Genomic DNA, 22,156 nt, shown 5'->3' on the forward strand with positions numbered 1-22,156 from the left:
CTCGGCGGGCCCCTTAGCGTTGTCGCATGCCCGAGTCCCCGTCTGCGTCGACACCCCCGCGACGGCTGAGGCTGGGCGTCGGCGCAGCGATCGTGCTTGCGCTCGTCGTGCTCTCGGCCGCAGTCGGGCTCGGGTTGATGCGGGGCCAGGCCGCACCCACGGAGTCCGTGCCGCTGTCGACCGGAGGTGAGAGGACCGCAGGCTCATCGGGCGAGCTGTACGTCCATGTGCTCGGAGCCGTGGCGAATCCTGGGCTCTACGTCCTCGACCTCGATGCGCGGTTGGTCGACGCGGTGGCTGCTGCCGGGGGAACGACCGAAGACGCCGACCTTGCCGCGATCAATCTCGCCCGCGTGCTCTCGGACGGCGAGCAGATCATCGTGCCGGTGGTCGGAGCAGCTGCTGCAGACACAGGAGGATCCACGCCTGGCGATGACCGAGTCGATCTCAACACGGCTGATCAGGCAGCGCTCGAGACTCTGCCGCGTATCGGTCCTGCGCTGGCGGAGCGCATCATCGCGTGGCGAGAGGAGAACGGGCGGTTCGCCTCGGTCGATGATCTGCTCGCCGTGCCGGGCATCGGAGAGAAGATGCTCGCCGGCATCCGTGACGCGGTGCGCGTGTGACGCGCGAGGGATCGCCCCCGGAGCTGGTCGGGCTGCCGCACAGCTCGATCGTCCCGTCGTCGTCGTCGCGCGTGGGAGTGACAGACTGAGCAGCCGGAGGGGGAGTCATCATGGCTGCGAAGAACGGGACGAAGAAGAAGGCATCCGCGAGGAAGTCCTCCGCGGGGATCGCCTCCGCGATGGATGCGGAGTCGATCGAGCTGATCCCGCGTCGCTGGTGGTGGGTGCTTCTCTGCGTCGGGGTGCTCTCGATCGCGCTCGGCCTCGTCATGGCGGCCGTCTACAGCATCCCCTACGCGATCGATGAGCCCGGACGCATGAATCTGCCTTTCGTGGACGAGTACCCCACTGTCGTCGAGATCCTGCTCCCGCCGTTCTTCGCGTTCTTCATCGGAGGAATCCTCACGTTCCTGGGCGAGCTCCTTCGTCGCGGGACGATGATCAAGAACGAGGTCACCAATGTCGCCGTCTTCCGACCGCTCCCTGTCGTCGTCCACGCCGCGTGGATCCTCCCGCCGTTCGTCGCGTGGCTGATCGCGATGCCCTGGCTGCTCTCTCTCCTGGTCCGGCACGCGGATGCGGGGCAGGACGCGATGATCCTCGACGCGGAATCGGATGCCGTGTTCCTCATCGGCGTCTACGGAGGCCTTGCCGCGCTGATGACCGGAGCGGTTGTGGGATCGCTGTTCAAGAAGCTCTGGTTCCTCGCCGTGGTGCGGCGATTCGGTGTTCCCGATTCGTCCTCGGCGTTCTGGTGGAGCTTCTCGTTCTACTGGCGGCTCGATGTATGGCTCGTCGCGCTGGGTGTCCTCCTGCTCGGTCTGGCGCCCCTGCCGTGGCAGCTCACCAGCGCCGGAGGCACAGCAGTGACGTTGGGTGGCGGAGCGGCGCTCTTGACGCTCGGCCTGCTGACATGCACGCAGTTCTTCAGAGCGGGTATGCCGTTGGGCGTCGGCGTGTCCGTCACCGGAGGTTACCGATCGCTGCTGACGCCTCGTCGGCCGTGACCGCGAGCCGCGACGTCATCGCACGTCAGCCGTGAAGCGGTGCGGTGCTCCCCGAATACCCCGCGTCAGACAGCACCGCACGCGCGGCACGCTCGCCAGACGCGAGGGCGCCTTGAATCGACGCGGTGTCTCGATGGTCCCCTGCGACGTACAGGCGCTCGGCGTAGCGCGGCGGTCGCGCTGCTCCGAGGGGTGCCAGTTGGGCCGGGAGCGCGTCTTCGATGTCGTCGCGCCGTATCAACTCCCACGTGCTGGTGTCTGCACCCCAGATCTCACTCAGGTGGAGGCGGACTTCGTGCTCTTCGGCCGGATCGCCGCCGCGTGGCAGCAGGCATGTCGCGGCGATGAGGTGACGTCCGGCCGGCGCGTACGAGGGCACTGTGTGCGTCATCACGACGGTGTTGACGACGGGGCCGCGGTCTCGGCGCCCATCGACGGTGAGCAACGCGGATCCGGTCGGTGGTTCGGCGGCGGCGAACCACCATGTCTGCAGGCCGTTCGTCGCGGGAGTGAGAAGTCCGGTGAGACCGGCGACGTCATGGGGACCGACCGCGACGACCACCCGAGCAGACCCGACGGAGTCGCCGTCGGCCAGTGCCACCCGCACGCCATCGCCGCGCGCCGATATCCGCTCCGCACGGGAATCGAGACGGATGTCGGCGCCCGCCGTGCGTGCGCGGGCGGCGAGCTGCTCCGGGACCGCAGCTATCCCTTGTGCGGGCAGGCCAGGGCGGCCGAGCGCGAAGTACCGCACGAGCAGCCGGGCGAACGCGTTCGACGTCTCGAACTGGCTCTCCGCCAGGACCCCGGCGAGGAACGGCTCGAGCACGGCGGTGCGGAGCGGGCCACGCAGGCCCACGGCCTCCCAGCCCTCGCGCACGGTGACATCGCTCCGGGCAAGACGAGAGAGCGGACGCACCAATGCCGGCGCGGCCCAGCGTGCCAGCGCGACGGCATCCCGACCGTTCACCAGGCCGCTGCGCAACGACGTGCCGATCGACATCGGGTGCCGCAACGGATGCCGCAGCTCGGCCATCCCATCCGCGGTGCGCACCCCCACACCGACCGGGAAGGTCCCCAGCGCGAGCGCGTCGAGATCGACGCTGCGGCGGAGCGCCGGGTAGGCCGGATTGAGCACCTGAAAGCCGCGATCCAGCCGGAACCCGTCGATGATGTCGGTGCGCTGGCGTCCCCCCACCGCATCCGCGGCGTCGAGGACGATGACATCGAGGCCCTGCGCGGCGAGCCGCCCGGCGCATCGGAGCCCCGCGAGTCCTGCGCCGATCACGATCACGTCATGCATTCGCGACAACCTTCCCTCGGCGGATCGTCGCCGCGCGCCGGCCGATCGTCGCGCGTTCGTCACCGTCGATTCGATCCAGCGTCCGCTCCATGGCACCAGCGTACGGGGATGCCCTGGCGAGCAGGGTGGTCCGCCGTCTGTCGCACATCTGTCCCCCGAACGGCCGATACCGGAGACTGCGGACATACGCGAGGATGGGTTCTTCTGAGGAGTGCGAGTGACAGGTGGGGCGCGATGAGGGTCTTTCGATGACGGCACCCGACCAGCCGGTGGATGAGCTGTCCGATTTCGCTGAGCTCATGGCGCACGAGCAGGAGTTCAGCGGTGACGGGATCGATCCTGCGGCGCGCAGACGACGCAGGCGACGAGGGCTCGTCATCACCGCCGTCTGCCTCGTTCTGCTGCTGGCCGTGACAGGAGGCTATGTCGGGTCGGCACTCACGGCGCCGGTGAATCCGCCGGCGGTGACCACTCGCGCACCGCAGGTTCCGGTTGGTGACGCTGCTGCCATCCCCACGCATACGGCCGCAGCATCAGCGATCAGCATCGCCGGCGCCGACGCCTATCTGGGCGACGCAGCCAGCGGGACCTGGTCGGCGACAGGGACGGGCGAACCGCTCCCGATCGCGAGCATCACCAAGCTCATCACCGCCCTCGTCATCCTCGACGCGGCGCCGCTCGCCTCCGCGGACGACCCCGGACCGACCATCATGTTCGGCAAGGCCGACCACGATCTGTACGACGAGTACTACGTGCAGGGCGCGACCATCGCTCCGATGCCCACCGGCACCTCGATGTCGCTGCATGATGCCCTGGCCGTCATGCTCATCCCTTCCGCGAGCAACTACGCCCAGGCGCTGTCATCGCAGATCTTCGGCTCGCAGAACGCGTTCCTCGGCGCGACGCGCGACTGGCTCGCAGCCCGCGGACTCTCTGGAACGACGGTCGCGGAGCCCACGGGCATCAGTCCGCGCAACACGAGCACACCCGCCGACCTGCTGGCCATCGCGAAGCTCGCTGCCGCGCATCCGGCGATCGCGAAGATCGTCGCGACGTCGTCGGTCTCCATCCCCGGCGCCGGTCCGCTGTACAACACCAACGACCTTCTCGGCACAGCGGGGATCACGGGGCTGAAGACCGGGAACCTGGGCGAGGGCACGCACAACCTGCTGTACACGGCGACACTCGACGTGGGCGCTGCCGATCCGCTCGCGGTCACCGGCGTCGTCCTCGGGGGATCATCGCATGCGGCGGTGAATGCCACGGTGATCGCCGTACTCGAGAGCATCCGCTCCGGTTTCCACCAGGTGCCCGTCGCGACCGAGGGCCAGGAGGTCGGATCTATCTCAACGCCCTGGGGGTCTGCCGCCAAGATGGTCATCGCCGAGAGTGCGTCGATCTTCACCTGGTCGGACACGCCGATCGAGCTGACGATGGACATCGAGACCCCGCCCACGTACCGCGACGGCACGGTCGTGGGAAGTGTCACCTGGACAGCCGGACCGAACACGGTCACCGCTCCTGTGAAGATCGCGGGGAGCATCGACCAGCCCACCGAATGGTGGCGGCTCACCCACCCGTCCGAGCTCGGCTCCCTGATGGATGCCGGGGACTGAAGCTGTTCAGCAACACGGGGACTGCAACCACAGCGATCTCGCACACGATCCTCGTGCTGGGGACATTGAGAGCAGTGCTGGCTGTTCCGCCTTCCCTCAGCTAGCACCAAGTGTGGCCGCGCGCACTCCTCGAGGTCGTGCAGGAGCCGCCATGGTGTCGCTCGACGCTTCTGCACACTGCGGCGTCGTCGACGCTTGTGCACAGTGCTCGGGTCCATGTCGGCGAGGCTGCTTCGGGGGATCCTAGGTTCTTCTGATGGGAGCATCCGCGACGAGGGCGAGCAGTCGAGGGATGCTCACTGTGATCCGCGACGTCGTGCTCGCGTGAGGCGGGATCTGCGGATGCTGCCCATCGCGGTGGCTGTGTGGATGGTCGCGCTCCTCTGTGTGTTCGTCCCTGCTGCGGCAGGATGGTGCGCGCTGGGGAGCGGATGCGGCGCGATCGTGGTGCTGGGGATCGTGCTGAAGCGTCGGGAACATGCTGCGTCGAGGGCAGGACTGATCGTGGTGCTCCTTGCCGCCGCTGCGGCCGTGTCCATCGCAGCCATGACCGCGATGCCCGCCCGCGTCAACGCGGCGTCGTGGGATGGGCGGGTGGTCGAGGTGAGGGGGGAGGTCACGTCGTCGGCATCGGTGGGTCGGGACGGGCGACTGTGGATGGAAGTGCAGCTCACCGGCATCGGGTCACCGGGGTCGGTGCGTGGGGCATCGGCTCCGGTGCGGGTCGGCATCGATCCGGCCGACGGGTTCGATCTCGGCGCGACGCTCACAGTGACAGGCGAGGCAGCGGCGACGGACGCGGGGGAGAGGTCGGCGCTCGTGGTGTTCGCGAGCACCGCGTCGGTCGAGGTTGCGGCGTCCGGCGCGTTCGCGGTGGCGGCCGATGCCCGGAGCGCCTTCATCGAGCGGTCCACACGCCTTCCCGAACCGGGAGCCGGCCTGCTCCCTGGCCTCGCGGTCGGGGATACTCGCGCGGTGTCGACCGAACTGAGCGACGACATGCGCACGAGCGGACTCAGTCATCTGACCGCGGTCAGCGGTGCGAATTGCGCGATCGTCGTCGGGGCCGTCTTCTGGCTGGCCGCGCTGTGCGGGGCCGGACGTGTGACGCGGGTCGTCGCAGCTGCCGTCGCGCTCACGGGTTTCGTCGTCCTCGTGACGCCGGAACCCAGCGTGATCCGGGCGGCGGTCATGGCCGGCGTCGCGATGCTGTCATTGCTGCTTGGCCGGCCGAGCGCCGGGGCCGGAATGCTGGCGCTCAGCGCGAGCGGCATCCTCATCGCCGACCCATGGCTGGCCTCCACCGCGGGGTTCGCACTGTCGGTCGCCGCATCGGGTGCGCTGATCATGCTCTCGCCGTCACTCACCCGCGGACTCGCACGGTGGATGCCGCAGCCGCTCGCTCTCGCGATCGCCGTGCCGACGGCAGCACAGCTGGTGTGCGGTCCCGTCATCGCCCTGTTCGCCGAGCAGCAGTCACTCGTCGGTCTGGCGGCGAACCTGCTGGCCGCCCCTGCGGCACCGATCGCCACGATCATCGGCCTCCTCGCATGCCTCGCGGCTCCGCTGCCATTGCTCGCAGACCTTCTGGCCGCCTCCGCGTGGTTGCCGGCCGCCTGGATCGCTCAGACGGCCGGCATCACCGCGCGACTTCCGTACGCGCAGGTCGCCGTGGCTCCCGGCATCCCAAGCGCAGCGCTCGTCGGCATCGTGAGCGCGGCGGCCGGGGTGATTCTGACCGGCGGATGCCGCACGGTCCCGATTGTCAGAGCTGCGTCAGCATCCGTCATCGCAGTGATGCTCGCCTTGGGCAGCGCCCACGTCGCCCTCGACGGGCCGCTCGCGAGCGCCACCAGCCCGGACGGCTGGTCGATCGCCGCCTGCGACGTCGGCCAAGGAGATGCGCTCCTCGTCAGGTCGGACGGCCGGATCGCGCTGATCGACACGGGCCCGGAGCCCGAGCCCCTGGCTGCCTGCCTGCGCAGTCTCGGCGTCGAGTACATCGACATGCTCGTTCTCACGCACTTCGACCTCGATCACGTGGGCGGCGTCACCGCCGTGCAGGGGAGAGTCGGGGCGGTGCTGCACGGACCGCCGGGGGAGAGCGGCGACGAGCTGATGCTGCAGCGCCTCGCTGACGGTGGCGCGGCGGTCACCCTCGCGACGGCGGGGATGCAGGGGGAGCTGGGCACCGCATCGTGGCAGGTGCTGTGGCCGCAGCGCGGATCCGAGGTGTTCCCGCCAGGCAACGACCAGAGCGTGGTTCTCGAGGTCGAAGGCGGCGGTGTGCCGCGGGCTCTCTTTCTCGGCGACCTGTCGGCGGAGGCTCAGCGGATGCTGGTGCGCACCGCGCATCTCAGGGGCAGCTACGCGGTGGTCAAGGTCGCACACCACGGCAGCGCCGACCAGGACGTCCGGCTCTATCAGGACCTGCGCCCGATCATCGCCCTGTTCAGTGCCGGCATCGACAACGACTACGGGCATCCGCGAGCAGAGTCACTCGCGTCGCTCGCGGCCGCCGGAGCGCGGGTGCTGCGCACCGACCAGCAGGGCCGACTGCTCGTCGGTCTCGATGGGGACGAGCTGCAGGTCTGGACAGAGAGACAGCCGCCCTGACGACGAGGGCGACGTCTGCGGCCCCCGGTAGTCTGGAAGCATGGCTGCTTCTCGTACCCCCTCCCGCGGCGGAGCGAAGGCAGCCAAGATCGCGCAGGTCTCCTGGCGCGAGCCACGACCGGCTCCCGTCGTGCTCGTGTTCGGCCCTGAAGAGGTCTGCGCAGAGCGTGCGATCGCCGGAGTGCGCGACTACCTCCGCACCGAAGACCCTGCGCTCGAGGTGACCGATGTCCGCGCTGATGACTACGCGCCCGGCACCCTCCTTTCGTTGACCTCGCCGTCGCTGTTCGGCGAGCCCCGTCTCGTGCGCGTGTCGGGTGTCGAGAAGTGCTCGGATGCCTTCCTGCAGGAGGCTGTCTCCTATCTGGATCACCCCCAGGAGGGTGCGACGGTCATCCTCCGGCACACCGGAGCCAGCGTCCGAGGCAAGAAGCTGCTCGACGCCGTGCGCGCCGGCACAGGCGACGGCATCGAGATCCCGTGCCCCGCGGTCAAGCGTGACAGCGATCGCGTCGACTTCGCCGCAGGGGAGTTCAAGGCGGCCAAGAAGCGGATCGCACCGCCTGCGCTGCGCGCCCTGGTCTCGGCGTTCGCCGATGACCTCACCGAGCTTGCGGCGGCATGTCAGCAGTTGATCGTCGACGTCGAGGGCGACATCACCGAAGATGTCGTCACGAAGTACTACGGCGGGCGCGTCGAGGTGTCGGCCTTCGTCGTCGCCGACACGGCGATCGCCGGACGCTACGGCGACGCCCTGGTCGCGCTGCGCCATGCGCTCGCATCCGGCGCCGACCCGGTGCCGATGGTCGCCGCCTTCGCGATGAAGCTGCGGACGATGGCACGCGTCGCCGGCAACCGCGAACCCAGCCGTCAGCTCGCCCAGCGGCTCGGAATGAAGGACTGGCAGGTCGACCGCGCGCGGCGCGACCTCGCCGGGTGGAACGAGCGCTCGCTCGGCATGGCAATCCAGGCGACGGCGCGCGCCGATGCCGAGGTCAAGGGCGCGGCGCGCGACCCGATCTTCGCGCTCGAGCGCATGCTCACGGTCATCGCGACCCGTCAGCCGTTCGGCGAGTGAGCGTCGCTGCGGTCGCGCGGCACCATCACTGACATCCACGCTCTTCGCCCCGGCGAATGAGCGCCGCCACGCATGCCCGACGTATGGCAAGTGCACATCAGCGCACGCGAAAGAGCCCGCCCCGCGAACGGGACGGGCTCTTGTCACACCGTCAGGCGTGGAATCAGCTCAGAGAGCGGAGACCTGCTTGGCGATGGAGGACTTGCGGTTCGCAGCCTGGTTCTGGTGGATGACACCCTTGCTGACGGCCTTGTCGAGCTTGCGGGAGGCGGCCTTCAGAGCCTTCTCGGCTGCAGCCTTGTCGCCGGAGATGACAGCAGCGCGCGTCGCGCGGATGTGCGTCTTCAGCTCGCTCTTCACGGCCTTGTTGCGCTCGTGAGCCTTGTCGTTGGTCTTGTTGCGCTTGATCTGCGACTTGATGTTTGCCACGTGTGGACGCTTTCTGTACGGAGTTGTTAGGAAATGCCGGCAGAAGAAGAGGGCTTCCACTCGGCGGTCGTGAGGGAAGAACCCACACGCAAGCCAAGAACCAACTCTACCAGCATCCGGCCGGTTCACCCTAAACGGGATCATGCACCCTTTTGCGGGTGCGGCATCCGTGCTTGCGGGTGCACAATCATCAGTATCCCGACACTCGCGTCGCGAGATCGACGTCAAGGAGCGACATGAGCCCCGCCCTCCCAGCTGTCTCGCCGATGCCCAGCTCGCGCAGGGTCGGGCCGGGATGGATGACCGTGTTCACCCTCGCATGGCTGGCCATCTGGACGGTGCAGCTCACGCCCGTGCAGCTTCTGCTGCCACTCCAGCTCGACACTGCGGAGGACGACTGGATCAGCGGCGTCATCTCCTCGGGGTTCGTGCTCGGCATCGGCGGTCTCGCCGGCATCGTCGCAGGTCCGGTGGCCGGCACCCTGTCAGACCGAGCACGAGTCGCACGCCGACGCCGGCGTCCGTGGGCGATCGGCGGCGTGCTCGTCACCGCGGTCTTCCTCGTCGTCACCGGCTTCAGCGAAGGCCCCTGGGCCGTGGGCGCCGCATGGGTCGGGGTTTCCATCGGAGTCTCGGTGTCGTCGGCCGCCTTCACCGCACTCATCGCCGACCAGCTCCCGACGACGCAGCGGGGCGCGGCAGCCGCTGCCGTCGGGTCGAGTCAGGCGGTGGGGATCGTCCTGGGGGTCGGCCTCGTGGTGCTCCTCGGCCTCGGCATCCGCGACGCCTACCTTCTGCTCGCTGCGGTGATCAGTGTCGTGGGAACGGCCGCGGCGCTGCTCCTTCCCGACCCGCCTGCGCTCGTCCGCACCCGGCCGGGCACAAGTGATCGTCGTCTGCTGGCATCGCTGCGCGATAGGGACTTCGCCTGGATGCTGTCAGGCCGCCTCGTGACCAACATCGGCAACGCGCTGGGCACCGCGCTGTTCCTCTTCTTCCTGCTCCACGGGCTGAACCAGGAGACGACGGTGGCGCAAGACAATCTGCTGCTCCTGATCGTGGACTACACGCTGTTCGTGGTGCTCGCGTCGGTGGTCACGGGCGTGCTGTCCGATCGCACCGGCAACAGACGCACCCTCACCATCCTGGCCACGTTCGTGCAGGCGGCCTCCGGCATCGTGATCGCCGTCGTCCCGACGTTCGAGGCGACGATGGTCGCGGCGGCGCTCATGGGGCTGGGCTACGGCGCGTTCTCCACAGTCGGACTCGCCTTCGCCGCCGATCTGCTTCCCGACGAGAAGGATCACGCCCGCGACCTCGGCATCGTCTACGTCACCGCCGCCCTCGGCCAGCTGATCGGCCCTGTACTCGGCGCAGGACTCGTGGCGCTCGTCGGCGGGTTCTGGCTCGTGTTCGTCGTCGCCGCCGTGCTGTCGCTCGTCGGCGGCGGGCTCACCGCTCTCGCGAGGCAGCCTGCCCGGGATCCGTTGCCGCAGCCGTAGCTTCGGACTCGATGGTCGCGACGGCCAGACGCAGGACGGCGTTGAAGATCTGCGGACGCATCGCGGTGACGAGATGGGTGGTGCGAGGCACGACGATCAGCTCGGCGTGCGGCGCGAGCCGTCGGAAGAGGGCTTCGTTGACCCGCAGCTGATCCCACTGCCCGTTCACGAACCACAGCGGCACCTCGATGCGAGAGACGGCCGTCGCGAGGTCGAGGGTGGCGAGGTTCCGGAGGGCCGTGTCCTGCGTATCCAGGGCGTAACCTCCCGCGGCGAAGTCTCCGCGCGTCTCGATCGGGATCGTCGCGGCGAGAAACCGCCGTGTGAGCCACATCCCGCGATCTGGCAGGCGATCGACCGCCCGGGCGATCGCACGATACGCCGCAAGCCCGGCGCCGCGGGGGAGCGACGTGCACGACGCAGCCACCAGTCCGGCGACTCTCGGCGCCTCGGCGCCCCCGACATAGGCGAGCGACAGCAAGCCGCCCATCGAGTGTCCGACGAGCAGTACGGGCCCTCGAGTGGCGGCGTCGCGCACGGCGACGTCGATCGTGTGAAGCGCCTCGTGCAGGGTGAAGTCCTCGTCCATCCGCGTGCCGTGGCCGGGAAGATCGACAGCGATGGCGGGTATGCCCTGGTCGGCGAGGAACTCGAGTTGCGAGCGCCACATCGTCGCGGACGTGCGGATGCCGTGCACGAAGACGATCTGGACGTTCACGCCTTCAGCATAGAGAAAGCGGGGCCGGTGGATGAACCACCGACCCCGCTGCGAAGCACTGACGAGTCAGGCTCCGAATGGATTACTTCTCGTATCCCACGTTCTCCACCGGCGTGATGCCGAAGAGGTCGAGACCCACGTAGGGCTCGGGCGTGAGGTTGGCGAGACCCTCCTTGACGGTCCAGATCTCCGGGCCGTTGAGGACCGGGATGACGCCCCAGGTCTTCGCGAAGATCTCGGACTCCATCTCCATGGCCTTCTTGGTCTGCTCGACCGGGTCGGAGATCGTCTCGAGCTCATCGTGGATCATCTTGTCGATCTCCTCGGTGCCGGTGCCCGAGAGGTTCAGACCGCTGTCCGAGCAGTACAGCTGGCAGAACCAGGCAGCACCGAACGGGTCGGACGACGTGAAGTTGAGGAAGAAGATGTCACCGTTCTGCGTGGTGTAGTCCTCTGCGAAGTCCGCCGACGGACGCTGGTCGATGACGACCTCGACACCGACCTCCTTCAGCTGAGCCTGCACCGCGAGCGTGCGGGCACGAGCGGTCTCGGTGTCGGAGTGGTTCGGGAAGACGAGCGACAGGCGCTGGCCGTCCTTCTCGCGGATGCCGTCGGCACCGGCGACCCAGCCGGCCTCATCGAGGAGCTTGTTGGCGCCCTCGGTGTCGCCGTCCTTGCGGCCGGCCTCTTCCAGAGCGTTGATGTAGTTCGGCTGGAACGAGAACAGCGTGAGGGAACCGGCGGGCTCCTCCGTGTAGTTCAGACCGTTGAAGACGATGTCCTTGACCTGCTCGATGCTGATGGCCTCGAACACGGCCTTGCGGACCTCGAGGTCGGCAAGCACGGGGTTGGTCGAGTTCAGCGTGAAGATCGCGTTCGCGGTGGCCTGACCCTTGTAGGTCTTGACACCTTCGAGGCCCTCGACCTGTGCGAGCAGCTCGGCGCTGCCGGTCTCGGCCATGTCGACCTCGCCGTTGCGCAGTGCGTTGACCGCCGCGGTCGGCTCCATCTGGATGAAGGAGACCTTGTCGAGCAGCGGAGCGTTGCCCCACCACTTCTCGTTCGGGACGAGGGTGACGACGCCGCCGGTCTTGTCGAAGTTCTCGACCGTGTAGGGGCCAGCGCCCCACTCCGGGTGCCAGTCGCCGAGGAAGGCGGTGTTGAAGAGTTCAGGCGTGTTGACCGCCGGGTGCAGCAGCTGCGAGTAGACCATCTCGGGCCAGGCGAACTCGCCCTTGAAGGTGACGATGACGTCGCGGTCGTTCTCGCCGGCCTCGACGGACTCGATCTCCTTCCAGCCGTCGGTCGCGTTCGGCTGGTATTCCTCGTTCTCGCCGTTCTGGGCTTCCCAGGTGGCCTTGAACGCGGTGACGTCGATCGGCGTGCCGTCGTTCCAGACCGCCTTCTCGTTGACCTTGAAGTGCAGGACGGTCTTGCCGTCCTCGACACCGAAGGAGTAGTCGTCGAGGTACGCGTCGTTCTTCTTGACCGTGCCGTCAGGATCCATGAGCAGGATCTGCGGGCGGAACCACGTGCCGACCTGCGTGACGCGCGCGTCGCCGTCGCTGTGGAAGTAGTTCAGCTGCTCGGCGATGTTCGAGATCGGGATGCGGAGTTCGCCACCCTCTGCGAGGTTCTCGCGGGGCTGCGGGTTGTAGTCCGCGCCCTCGACCGTCTGAGCTTCGCCTTCGCCGCTGTTGCCGCCGCCGTTGCCTGCCGGTGCACACCCGCTCATGACGAGTGCGAAGGCGGCGCCGAGAGCAGCGATGCCCATCAGCTTCTGATGCCGTTTCATGGTACTCCTTAGTGCCTGTCGGCCTTACTTGGGATAGGGGCAGACTAACCCCGCAACTCGCGGGCGAAACCCCAGGGACACGGAACCGTTACCGGACTGTGCACATCGGTATACAGGTCAGCTGGCGGCGATCGCCTCGGCATCGAAGCCCTCGACCGGGAGGATGATCCGCTCGCGGGTGCGCTCGATGTCAGGGTCGGGAATCGGGATCGCCGACAGCAGCGCCTTCGTGTACGGATGCTGCGGATCGTCGAACACCTGATCGACATCACCGTGCTCGACGAACGATCCCTTGTACATCACAGCGACCCGGTCGGCGATGTGCCGCACGACCGCGAGGTCATGGGCGACGAACAGATACGACAGGCCGAGCTTGGCCTTCAGCTCGTCGAGCAGGTTGATCACGCCGGCCTGGATCGAGACGTCGAGCGCCGAGACGGGCTCGTCGAGCACGACGATCTTGGGGTTCGTCGACAGTGCTCGTGCGATGCCGATGCGCTGACGCTGGCCGCCCGAGAACGCCTGGGGGAATCGATCGCTGTGCGCGGGGTCGAGACCGACGAGCCCCATGAGCTCTTCGACGCGGTCGAACACATCGTCCTTGCTCATGCCGATCGCGAGCATCGGCTCGGCGATGATGTCCCAGACGGTCATTCGAGGGTCGAGTGCCCCCATCGGATCCTGGAACACGATCTGCAGGTCGCGGCGGAGCTTGCGCTCCTCTGCACGGTTCTTGATGTCGGCGACGCTGGTGCCGCCGATCCGGATGTCGCCGTCCTCCTGCTCGACCAGGTCCATGATCTGCAGCAGCGTCGTGGTCTTGCCGCTGCCGGACTCGCCGACGATCGCGAGGGTCTCACCCTGGCGGATGTCGAAGCTGATGCCCTTGACAGCGTGCACCTCGCCGACCTTGCGCTTGAAGAAGGCACCCTTCATCAGCGGGAAGATCTTGTTGAGGTTGACCGCCTCCAGCGTGATCGGGCGATCCTCGCGCGGCACCTTGGCGAGCGTGCTCTCGGGGATCTCGGGGATCGGGAACACCGGCAGCCCGCCGATCTTCCCATCGTCGTCGATGTCGTTCGCGCGGATGCAGGCGACCGAGTGATCGGTGTGCCCGCTCGTGGTGATCGGCAGCAGGTCGGGCTCACGCTCACGGCACGCATCGATCGCGATCGGGCAGCGCGCCGCGAACGGGCACGCATCCGGCAGGTTGATCAGCAGCGGAGGGTTGCCCTTGATCGGGATCAGCGGCACCTTCTCGGTCTTGTCGACGCGGGGGATGGCTCCGAGCAGGCCGATCGAGTACGGCATCCGGGTGCGGTAGAACAGCTCGCGCACCGGTGCGTGCTCGACGGGCTTTCCCGCGTACATCACGAGTACGTCGTCGGCGGTCTTCGCGACGACGCCCATGTCGTGGGTGATGATGATCATCGCGGCGCCGGTCTCCTCCTGCGCCTTCTCCATGAGCTCGAGGATCTGAGCCTGGATGGTGACGTCGAGCGCGGTGGTCGGCTCGTCGGCGATGATCAGCTTCGGATTGTTGGCCATCGCGATGGCGATCACGACGCGCTGACGCATGCCGCCGGAGAACTCGTGCGGGAACGCCTTCATCCGGCGCTCCGCCTCGGGGATCCCCACGAGCTTCAGCAGCTCGACCGAGCGGTCCCAGGCATCCTTCTTCGACAGTCGACGGTGCACGGTGAGCGCCTCGATCAGCTGGTCGCCGATCGTGAAGACCGGAGTGAGCGAGGTCAGCGGGTCCTGGAAGACCATGGCCATGCCGTTGCCGCGGATCACCGAGAGCTGCTTGTCGGACTTGCCGAGAAGCTCCTGGCCGTCGTAGATGATGGAGCCGCTGACCTTGGCATTGTCGTCGAGCAGGCCCATGATCGCGAGCGAGGTGACGGACTTGCCGGAGCCGGACTCGCCGACGATGCCGAGCGTCTTGCCCGCTTCGAGATCGAAGGAGACGCCACGCACGGCGTCCACGCGACCAGCTTCGGACGGGAAGCTGACCTTGAGGTCTCGGACCGAAAGAACAGTACTCATGCGCGACCTCCAGCCGCCGAGGTCGGATCGAGGGCGTCGCGCAGACCGTCGGCGATGAGTGCCATCGAGACGGTGAGCAGCGTCAGCGCCGCCGCGGGGAAGTAGAACAGCCACGGCGCACTCACGAGCGTGCTCGAGCCGTATCCGATGAGCGCACCGAGCGAGACGTCGGGCAGCTTCACACCGAACCCGAGGAACGACAGGGCGGTCTCGGTGAGCACCGCCGAGACGACGCCGAGGGTGAAGTTGATCACCAGCAGCGAGCCGATGTTCGGCAGCATGTGGCGGATCACGATCCGCATGCCCGACAGGCCGGCGTAGCGGGCGGCGTGGACGTACTCGCGCTCACGGATCGACAGCGACAGCGTCCAGATGACGCGCGCGGGGAAGAACCATCCGACGATGAAGATCATCACGAGCGAGATCACGAGCCAGTTTCCGCCGGCGTCGTTCGAGATCATCGCGAGGATGAGGAAGTTCGGCACGACCATCATGAAGTGGATGATGGCGAGCATGATGCGCTCGTAGCGTCCGCCGAAGTACGCGGCCGTCGCACCGACGATGGCCGAGACCACGGTCGTGCCGATCGCCACCAGCGCAGCGATCATCATCGAGCGCTGGAGGCCTACGGCGACCTGCGCGAAGTTGTCGTTGCCCGATCCGTTCGTCCCGAACCAGTGCTCGGCCGACGGCCCCGTGCGCAGCGCGAGGAAGTCGAGGTCGGTGTGCGAATAGGGCGAGATCAGCGGACCGACGATCGCGAAGACCACCAGCAGGGCGAGGATGACGACGCCGATCAGCGCGCCGCGGTTGCGCATGAAGCGACGCGTGTACAGCGTCAGCATCGAAGTGCGCTTGCGGTTCTTCGGCTTGTCTGCGATTTCGGGGGAGACCCCGATGCTTTCCAGAGCCATCAGCTCACCCGCACTCTCGGATCGAGGACGACGACGGCAATGTCGGCGAGGATCGCGCCGATCGCGGTCATCAGGGCGCCGAATGCCGCGACCGCGACGACGCCGTGGATGTCGTTGTTGTTGAGGGTCTGGATGAAGTAGCGCCCCATCCCGTTCCAGTTGAAGATCGTCTCGGTCAGCACCGCACCCGTGAAGACGGCCGGGATGGTGAACGCGACCTGCGTCGTGACGGGGATCAGCGACGTTCGCAGAGCGTGCTTGCGGATCGCCTGCTGCTTGGTCAGCCCCTTCGCCCGCGCGGTGCGCACGTAGTCGGCCTTGATGTTGTCGAGCAGCAGCGAGCGCTGGAGGAAGTGGATGCCGGCATACCCCGTGAGTACGAGGGCCAGCGTGGGGAGGGTCAGATGCTGCAGCACATCGACGAGCACGGGGAAGAAGCCCTCCACCCCCTGACTGGACGAACCCACCACGTAGAAGACGGTCGTGCCGACCGCGTTGTTGAAGTTGATCGCCAGGAGGACCAGAGCGAAGCCGGCGACGACGGTGGGGATGTTCATCGTGATGATGCTCGTGCCCTGACCGATGCGGTCAGCGAGCTTGTACTGCCGCGAGGCGGTGTACACGCCGAGGGCGATGCCGAGGATCGTCGTGATGATCGTCGCACCGAGCACGAGCTCGGCACTGATCCAGACGCGGTAGGCGACCTGCTCGTTGATCGACTCGCCCGTCGGGCTGAGGCCCCAGTTCCAGTGGAAGAGGATGTTCGAGAACCAGGTCCACCATCGCTCGATGAGAGGCACCGACTCGCTGAGGTTGCGAGGACCCAGCAGATTGTCGATCTGGTCGGCGGAGAGAGGAGGACGCCGTCCGACGTAGTTGTTCTCAGGGTCGAGGTACAGCCACGCGAGGAAGTACGTGATGTTCGTCGCGATGACGATCATCAGCACCCAACCCAGCAGGCGGCGCAACAGATACTTGATCAAGGTGATGGTTCTCTCTCTATTTCAGACGCGCACGGAGCCTGCCGACGCAACGCTGAGCCGGAGGGAGACAGTCGTTCACCGTCTGCCGATCTGCGCGAATCGACCTCGGCACCTGGTGTGTGACGGAGTCTTATCGCTCACGGGATCCGGTGTCACGGATGGCTCCCGGGCAACCTCGGCAGAATATCACCATCCTGATTGAATCGGCATATCGCTGGCCGGGTCGGATCGGACGAAGCGGGCATTAGTCGCGCCTCACCGTAGAATCGTCAGGACATGTCACCACGCGCCCTCACTCCGCTTCAGCCTGCCGCGACGCCTTCGGCGCAGATCCGCAATTTCTGCATCATCGCGCACATCGATCACGGCAAGTCGACCCTCGCCGACCGCATGCTCCAGATCACCGGCGTGGTCTCGGACCGTGACATGCGCGCGCAGTACCTCGACCGCATGGACATCGAGCGCGAGCGCGGCATCACCATCAAGAGCCAGGCCGTGCGGATGCCGTGGGAGATCGACGGCGAGACCTTCGCGCTCAACATGATCGACACCCCGGGGCACGTCGACTTCACGTACGAGGTGTCACGTTCTCTCGCCGCGTGCGAGGGAGCGATCCTGCTCGTCGACGCTGCCCAGGGCATCGAGGCCCAGACGCTCGCGAACCTCTATCTCGCGCTCGAGAACGATCTGCACATCATCCCGGTGCTGAACAAGATCGATCTGCCGGCGGCCGATCCCGACAAGTACGCCAAGGAACTTGCATCGCTCATCGGCGGCAAGCCGGAGGACGTGCTGCGGGTTTCGGGCAAGACCGGTGTGGGGGTCGAGGAGCTGCTCGATCGCCTGGTCAAGGAGATCCCGGCGCCCGTCGGCGATGCCGACGCCCCGGCCCGCGCCATGATCTTCGACTCTGTCTACGACGCCTACCGAGGCGTGGTCACCTACGTCCGCATGATCGACGGAAGTCTGTCGCCGCGCGAGCGCATCCAGATGATGTCGACCGGCGCGACGCACGAGGCGCTCGAGGTCGGCGTGTCGAGCCCAGAGCCGGTGCCCACCAAGGGGCTGGGCGTCGGCGAGGTCGGCTACCTCATCACCGGCGTGAAGGACGTGCGGCTCTCCAAGGTCGGCGACACCGTGACCACGGCACGGAAGCCGTCGACCCAGGCGCTTCCGGGGTACACGGATCCGAAGCCCATGGTCTTCTCGGGCATCTATCCGATCGACGGCAGCGACTACGCCGACCTTCGCGAGGCGCTCGACAAGCTGAAGCTCTCCGACGCCTCGCTCCAGTACGAGCCGGAGACCTCGGTCGCCCTCGGATTCGGGTTCCGCTGCGGTTTCCTCGGCCTGCTGCACCTCGAGATCATCACCGAACGTCTCGAGCGCGAGTTCGGTCTCGACCTCATCACGACCGCGCCCAGCGTGATCTACGAGGTGCTCACCAGCGACACCGGCGAGACCGTTACGGTCACGAACCCGAGCGAATACCCCGACGGGCGCATCGGCTCCGTGTCCGAGCCCATGGTCAAGACGGCCATCCTGCTGCCCAAGGACTATGTCGGCACCGTCATGGAGCTCTGCCAGTCCCGCCGCGGCTCGCTTCTGGGCATGGAGTACTTCTCGGAGGAGCGCGTGGAGCTGCGCTACATGATGCCGCTCGGCGAGATCGTCTTCGATTTCTTCGATCAGCTCAAATCCAAGACTCAGGGCTACGCGTCGCTCGACTACGAGCCCGCCGGACAGCAGGAGGCGGACCTCGTGAAGGTCGACATCCTGTTGCAGGGCGACAAGGTCGATGCGTTCAGCTCGATCGTGCATCGTGACAAGGCCTACGCGTACGGCACCCTCATGACGGAGCGACTGCGCAAGCTGATCCCTCGCCAGAACTTCGAGGTGCCGATCCAGGCCGCCATCGGCGCCAGGATCATCGCCCGCGAGACGATCAGGGCGCTCCGCAAGGACGTGCTCGCCAAGTGCTACGGCGGTGACATCAGCCGTAAGCGCAAGCTCCTCGAGAAGCAGAAGGAGGGCAAGAAGCGCATGAAGATGGTCGGACGGGTCGAGGTCCCCCAGGAGGCGTTCATCGCTGCGCTCTCGGGAGATGTCGAAGGCAAGGAAAAGAAGTAGGAGTTCTCCGGGTCGGGCTGTTCCGGCGCGTACAGGGTGATCCTCCAGGGAACGGGAAGTAGGCTCGAAAACATGCGGCGCGGGACTTTCCGAGACGACACGGTGGACTATGCGGCCGTGGGTGCGACCCACGCGCCCGACCTGATGCAGTACCCGCCGGAGCGCAGCATCCCTGCGGAGAACTCCTGGCGGATCGGCAGCGGTGTCGAGCGGTTCCAGTCTGCGGGCGAAGCACTCCTCACCTGGACGGCGCAGCGTGCCTCAGGTCTGAGCGTCGATGATGTCCGTCCGGCTCCCGGCCCCGGGTACGCCGGGGTGAGTTTCGATGCCGAGGGAAATCCGATCGCCCCGAGCAAGAACGACGTCGAGCAGCGTTTCGATGCCGAGGGAACTCCGTTCGCAGGGCCGGGGATGACTCTTCGTCTGCATGGGCGTGTGAGCGGGATGCGAGCGGATGCCGAGCTTCGCGTGATTTCGGTGACCGAGGAGAAGCGACGGATCGGCTTCGTGCTCGGCACCGTCGGCGGGTCGGTCGTGCGGGGCGAGGAGTCGTTCGACATCGACTGGCGCGAAGACAACGACGAGGTCTGGTTCACGGTGCGGGCGTTCGACGCCCCCAACTCCCTGCTCTACCGCGTCATCCCGCCTCTCGTGAAGCGTCGCCGACGTGAGCTCTTCGCGCGCTATCTGCGGGCGATCTCGCCGCTGTACGCGACCCCCGTCTGATGGCCGCACCTCTCTGATGGCCGGTCCGCTTCCTCTCGGCGATCCGGCACCGGCCGACGGCCGTCTTCCGTCCGATCTGCCGATCGACCCCGCTGTGCCGTTCTCCGCCTATCTCCACGTCCCGTTCTGCCGGGTGCGCTGCGGCTACTGCGACTTCAACACCTACACGTCCGGCGAACTCCGAGGCGCGAAGCAGGAGGACTACGCCTCGACGCTGATCACGGAGATCGACCTCGCGAGACGCGTCCTCGCGGACGCGGGCGCGCTGCGCCCCATGGACACGGTGTTCTTCGGCGGAGGCACGCCGACCCTGCTGCCCGCCGGGGATCTTGCCCGGATGCTGGGTGCGGCGACCGACGCGTTCGGTCTGACGGATGGCGCGGAGATCACGGTCGAGGCGAACCCCGATACGGTGACGCCGGCAGTCGCTCGAACCCTCGCGGATGCCGGGGTCACGCGGCTGTCGATCGGCATGCAGTCGGCCGTTCCCCATGTGCTCGCGGCTCTCGACCGCACCCACCGGCCCGAGAACGTGACGACAGCCGTCGCGGCAGCGAAGGATGCGGGTCTCGCGGTCAGCGTCGACCTGATCTACGGAGCGCCGGGGGAGTCGCTGGCTGACTGGGAATCTTCGATCGATGCGGCGCTGGCGCTCGACTCCGACCACATCTCGGCCTATGCGCTGATCATCGAGGACGGCACCAAGCTCGCCCGGCAGATCCGCCGGGGCGAGGTGCCATCGCCGGACGACGATCTGCAGGCCGACATGTACGAGCTCGCCGATGCGCGTCTCGCGGCGGCGGGCTTCGAATGGTACGAGATCAGCAACTGGTCTCGCAGCGTGGACCAGCGCTCGCGACACAACCTCGCATACTGGCGGGGAAGCGACTGGTGGGGGTTCGGCCCCGGTGCGCACAGCCATGTCGCTGGTCTGCGGTGGTGGAACGTCAAGCACCCGGCCGCCTACGCTCAGCGTCTCGCGGCCTCGGAGTCGCCCGCGGCGGGCACCGAGCGCCCCGACGAGGAGTCCACGATGCTGGAGCGGGTCCTGCTCCTGAGCCGGATCCGCGAGGGGATCGCGGTCGCCGACCTCCAGGCAGACAAACGCACCAGGGTCGCCGGCCTGATCGCGGACGGACTCGTCGACCCGGCCGCCGCAGTGCGCGGACGCGTTCAGCTCACTCTGCGCGGTCGGCTGCTCGCCGACGCCGTCGTACGCGAACTCACCGACTGAGCAGAGACGCGCGCTACGGAAGCAGGTCGAGCGCGTCGGTCCGTCGCTGCGGCACCGTGGCGCTGTCGGTGTCGAACAGGCGGGTGTTGCGCTCCGCACCGAAGACCGGCCAGCCGGGGTCCCCGGTCTTGATGAAGGAGACCCACGCGGAGTGCATCTCATCGGCGAGCCCCTGCGGCGCCTCAGCGCCTGCGAGGCGCTTCGCCTCGGGGTCGCCGAGGCGATCGAAGACGAACCCCAGCTCGAGCGCGTGCGCGGCACGCAGGTCGCGGACGGGACTCCGCCACGCGAACTCGTAGACGTAGGTCGGTGCCGTGCGCGCGTTCGCCAGCGTCGTCAGCGGCCCTCGCAGCATGATGTCGGTCGCGAGCTGGCCGAAGATCTCGCCCGTGGTCGCGCCGGGAAAGGCCGAGCGATAGGCGGCCACCGCTCGGCGGGGGATCCGCAGAGCGAGTCGTCCGAGCAGCAGCTTCATCTCGCTGATCCGGGCGAGGGCTGCGGGTGGGAACCAGAGCCGGTACTCGTCGGTGTTGCTCCCGATGAGGAGCGGCACGTCGGCGCCGGCGAGGACCTCGTGCGGAGAACGCGGCAGAGACCCGGCATCCACAGCGAACTGGAATCCTGGGGCTCCGCCGAGCGGAGATGACCCTGCGGCCTGCTGGCGCCGTGCCTCCAGCAGCTGCTCGGGGGAGACCGTCGCGAAACCCGCTCGGTCGGCGGCGACTCCGAGCCGCTTGGCGAGCTGCGCCGTGACGCGGCCGGCCTTCTTCGCCGTCTGCGCTTCGAGCGGGCCCGACTCGATGATGGCCCGCGCGATCCGCGCCCGAGACGAAGCGTTCGCGAGGAGCCCCGCGACGATCGCACCGCCCGCGGACTCGCCCATGACCGTGATCTGCTCCGGCTCTCCGCCGAAGGAGGCGATCTCGCGGTGCACCCAGGCGAGCCCCGCTGCTGCATCCTGCAATCCGAGGTTCCGGGGAGCGTCCTCGAGCACGGAGAATCCCTCGGATCCCAGGCGATAGTTGATCGACACGAAGACGATCCCGGCGCGTGCGAAGCCGGCGCCGTCATACAGCGGGATGGCTGCGGTGCCTCGTTCGAGCGCGCCACCGTGGATCCAGACGACGACCGGGGCGCGGTCGGCGTCCTGGGGCGTCCAGATGTTGGCGGAGAGGATGTCGTCGCCCGGAATCTCGACCGAGCCCAACAGCTCGCCGATGGCAGCGGGGTATGGCAGCTGAGGCGCGGTCGGCCCGAACGCCGTGGCATCCCGGATGCCGTCCCGTGAAGGAGCCGGCTGAGGCTCGCGGAAGCGATTCGGTCCGAAGGGCGCCGCCGCGTACGGGATGCCGAGGAAACGCCGAACACCATCGACCACCTCGCCGCGCACGATTCCGGCGGAGACCGCGACCTGTGGGGCGACACTCATA

17 protein-coding genes are annotated in these 22,156 nt (G+C 67.5%); 9 read left to right on the forward strand and 8 right to left on the reverse strand.

Features of this window, described 5'->3' with window-relative positions; genetic code table 11:
* Positions 1-26 precede the first annotated feature (26 nt).
* Positions 27-626 (forward strand): ComEA family DNA-binding protein, encoded by a 600-nt coding sequence (locus tag ASF87_RS16160; protein ID WP_056377343.1) that lies wholly within the window; start codon positions 27-29, stop codon positions 624-626.
* A 110-nt stretch (positions 627-736) separates the two neighbouring features.
* Positions 737-1,633 carry a hypothetical protein gene (locus ASF87_RS16165; RefSeq protein ID WP_056377345.1) on the forward strand — a complete coding sequence of 299 codons (897 nt, stop codon included), beginning with the start codon at positions 737-739 and terminating at the stop codon, positions 1,631-1,633.
* Between the two features lie 25 nt (positions 1,634-1,658).
* Here ASF87_RS16165 and ASF87_RS16170 read toward each other — a convergent pair whose 3' ends face one another.
* Positions 1,659-2,936, reverse strand: a complete 1,278-nt coding sequence (locus ASF87_RS16170; RefSeq protein WP_082508959.1) for an NAD(P)/FAD-dependent oxidoreductase — start codon at positions 2,934-2,936, stop codon at positions 1,659-1,661.
* Positions 2,937-3,184: 248 nt separating this feature from the next.
* Between ASF87_RS16170 and ASF87_RS16175 the strand changes: the two genes are divergently transcribed.
* The 3 genes from ASF87_RS16175 (at position 3,185) to holA (ending at position 8,246) form a co-directional block, all read left to right on the forward strand.
* Entirely contained in the window at positions 3,185-4,552 is a 1,368-nt protein-coding gene (locus ASF87_RS16175; protein WP_056377350.1) for a D-alanyl-D-alanine carboxypeptidase family protein, read from the forward strand.
* Positions 4,553-4,894: 342 nt separating this feature from the next.
* Positions 4,895-7,168: a ComEC/Rec2 family competence protein gene (locus ASF87_RS16180; protein ID WP_200933778.1), complete on the forward strand. Its 2,274-nt coding sequence runs from the start codon at positions 4,895-4,897 to the stop codon at positions 7,166-7,168.
* A gap of 40 nt (positions 7,169-7,208) precedes the next feature.
* Complete coding sequence (gene holA / locus ASF87_RS16185; RefSeq protein ID WP_056377352.1) at positions 7,209-8,246, forward strand: DNA polymerase III subunit delta; 1,038 nt, start codon at positions 7,209-7,211, stop codon at positions 8,244-8,246.
* Between the two features lie 168 nt (positions 8,247-8,414).
* Here holA and rpsT read toward each other — a convergent pair whose 3' ends face one another.
* A complete protein-coding gene (rpsT, locus tag ASF87_RS16190; protein WP_042537672.1) occupies positions 8,415-8,675 on the reverse strand; it encodes a 30S ribosomal protein S20 in 261 nt (86 codons plus the stop codon).
* 236 nt (positions 8,676-8,911) lie between these two features.
* Here rpsT and ASF87_RS16195 point away from each other — a divergent pair, with 236 nt between their 5' ends.
* Complete coding sequence (locus ASF87_RS16195) at positions 8,912-10,177, forward strand: MFS transporter (RefSeq protein ID WP_056377354.1); 1,266 nt, start codon at positions 8,912-8,914, stop codon at positions 10,175-10,177.
* Here the strand turns inward: ASF87_RS16195 and ASF87_RS16200 are convergent.
* From ASF87_RS16200 to ASF87_RS16220, 5 genes are all read right to left on the reverse strand, one after another.
* On the reverse strand, positions 10,128-10,895 hold the full coding sequence (locus ASF87_RS16200; protein WP_082508961.1) for an alpha/beta fold hydrolase: 768 nt from the start codon (positions 10,893-10,895) through the stop codon (positions 10,128-10,130). The two genes, ASF87_RS16195 and ASF87_RS16200, sit on opposite strands and share 50 nt — an antisense overlap.
* Before the next feature lie 82 nt (positions 10,896-10,977).
* On the reverse strand, positions 10,978-12,690 hold the full coding sequence (locus ASF87_RS16205; protein WP_042537665.1) for an ABC transporter family substrate-binding protein: 1,713 nt from the start codon (positions 12,688-12,690) through the stop codon (positions 10,978-10,980).
* Positions 12,691-12,807: 117 nt separating this feature from the next.
* Positions 12,808-14,739, reverse strand: a complete 1,932-nt coding sequence (locus ASF87_RS16210) for an ABC transporter ATP-binding protein (protein ID WP_056377356.1) — start codon at positions 14,737-14,739, stop codon at positions 12,808-12,810.
* Entirely contained in the window at positions 14,736-15,653 is a 918-nt protein-coding gene (locus ASF87_RS16215) for an ABC transporter permease (protein WP_042537660.1), read from the reverse strand. Before ASF87_RS16215 ends, ASF87_RS16210 begins: the two co-directional genes overlap by 4 nt.
* Complete coding sequence (locus tag ASF87_RS16220) at positions 15,653-16,636, reverse strand: ABC transporter permease (RefSeq protein WP_042537659.1); 984 nt, start codon at positions 16,634-16,636, stop codon at positions 15,653-15,655. Before ASF87_RS16220 ends, ASF87_RS16215 begins: the two co-directional genes overlap by 1 nt.
* 276 nt (positions 16,637-16,912) lie before the next feature.
* On the opposite strand from ASF87_RS16220, the gene lepA reads away from it, so the two are divergent.
* From lepA to hemW, 3 genes are all read left to right on the forward strand, one after another.
* Positions 16,913-18,766 (forward strand): translation elongation factor 4, encoded by a 1,854-nt coding sequence (lepA, locus tag ASF87_RS16225; RefSeq protein ID WP_056377359.1) that lies wholly within the window; start codon positions 16,913-16,915, stop codon positions 18,764-18,766.
* A gap of 72 nt (positions 18,767-18,838) precedes the next feature.
* Positions 18,839-19,492, forward strand: a complete 654-nt coding sequence (locus ASF87_RS16230; RefSeq protein ID WP_056377361.1) for a DUF1990 family protein — start codon at positions 18,839-18,841, stop codon at positions 19,490-19,492.
* Positions 19,493-19,508: 16 nt separating this feature from the next.
* The gene (gene hemW, locus ASF87_RS16235; RefSeq protein ID WP_056377363.1) at positions 19,509-20,726 is read left to right on the forward strand and encodes a radical SAM family heme chaperone HemW; all 1,218 of its coding nucleotides are present in this window, start codon (positions 19,509-19,511) and stop codon (positions 20,724-20,726) included.
* Positions 20,727-20,739: 13 nt separating this feature from the next.
* On the opposite strand, the gene ASF87_RS16240 is transcribed toward hemW, so the two are convergent.
* The gene (locus tag ASF87_RS16240; protein ID WP_056377365.1) at positions 20,740-22,155 is read right to left on the reverse strand and encodes a carboxylesterase/lipase family protein; all 1,416 of its coding nucleotides are present in this window, start codon (positions 22,153-22,155) and stop codon (positions 20,740-20,742) included.
* Position 22,156: the final 1 nt, after the last annotated feature.

The organism is Microbacterium sp. Leaf161 (assembly GCF_001423645.1).
GTDB classification, from domain to species: Bacteria; Actinomycetota; Actinomycetes; order Actinomycetales; family Microbacteriaceae; genus Microbacterium; species Microbacterium forte.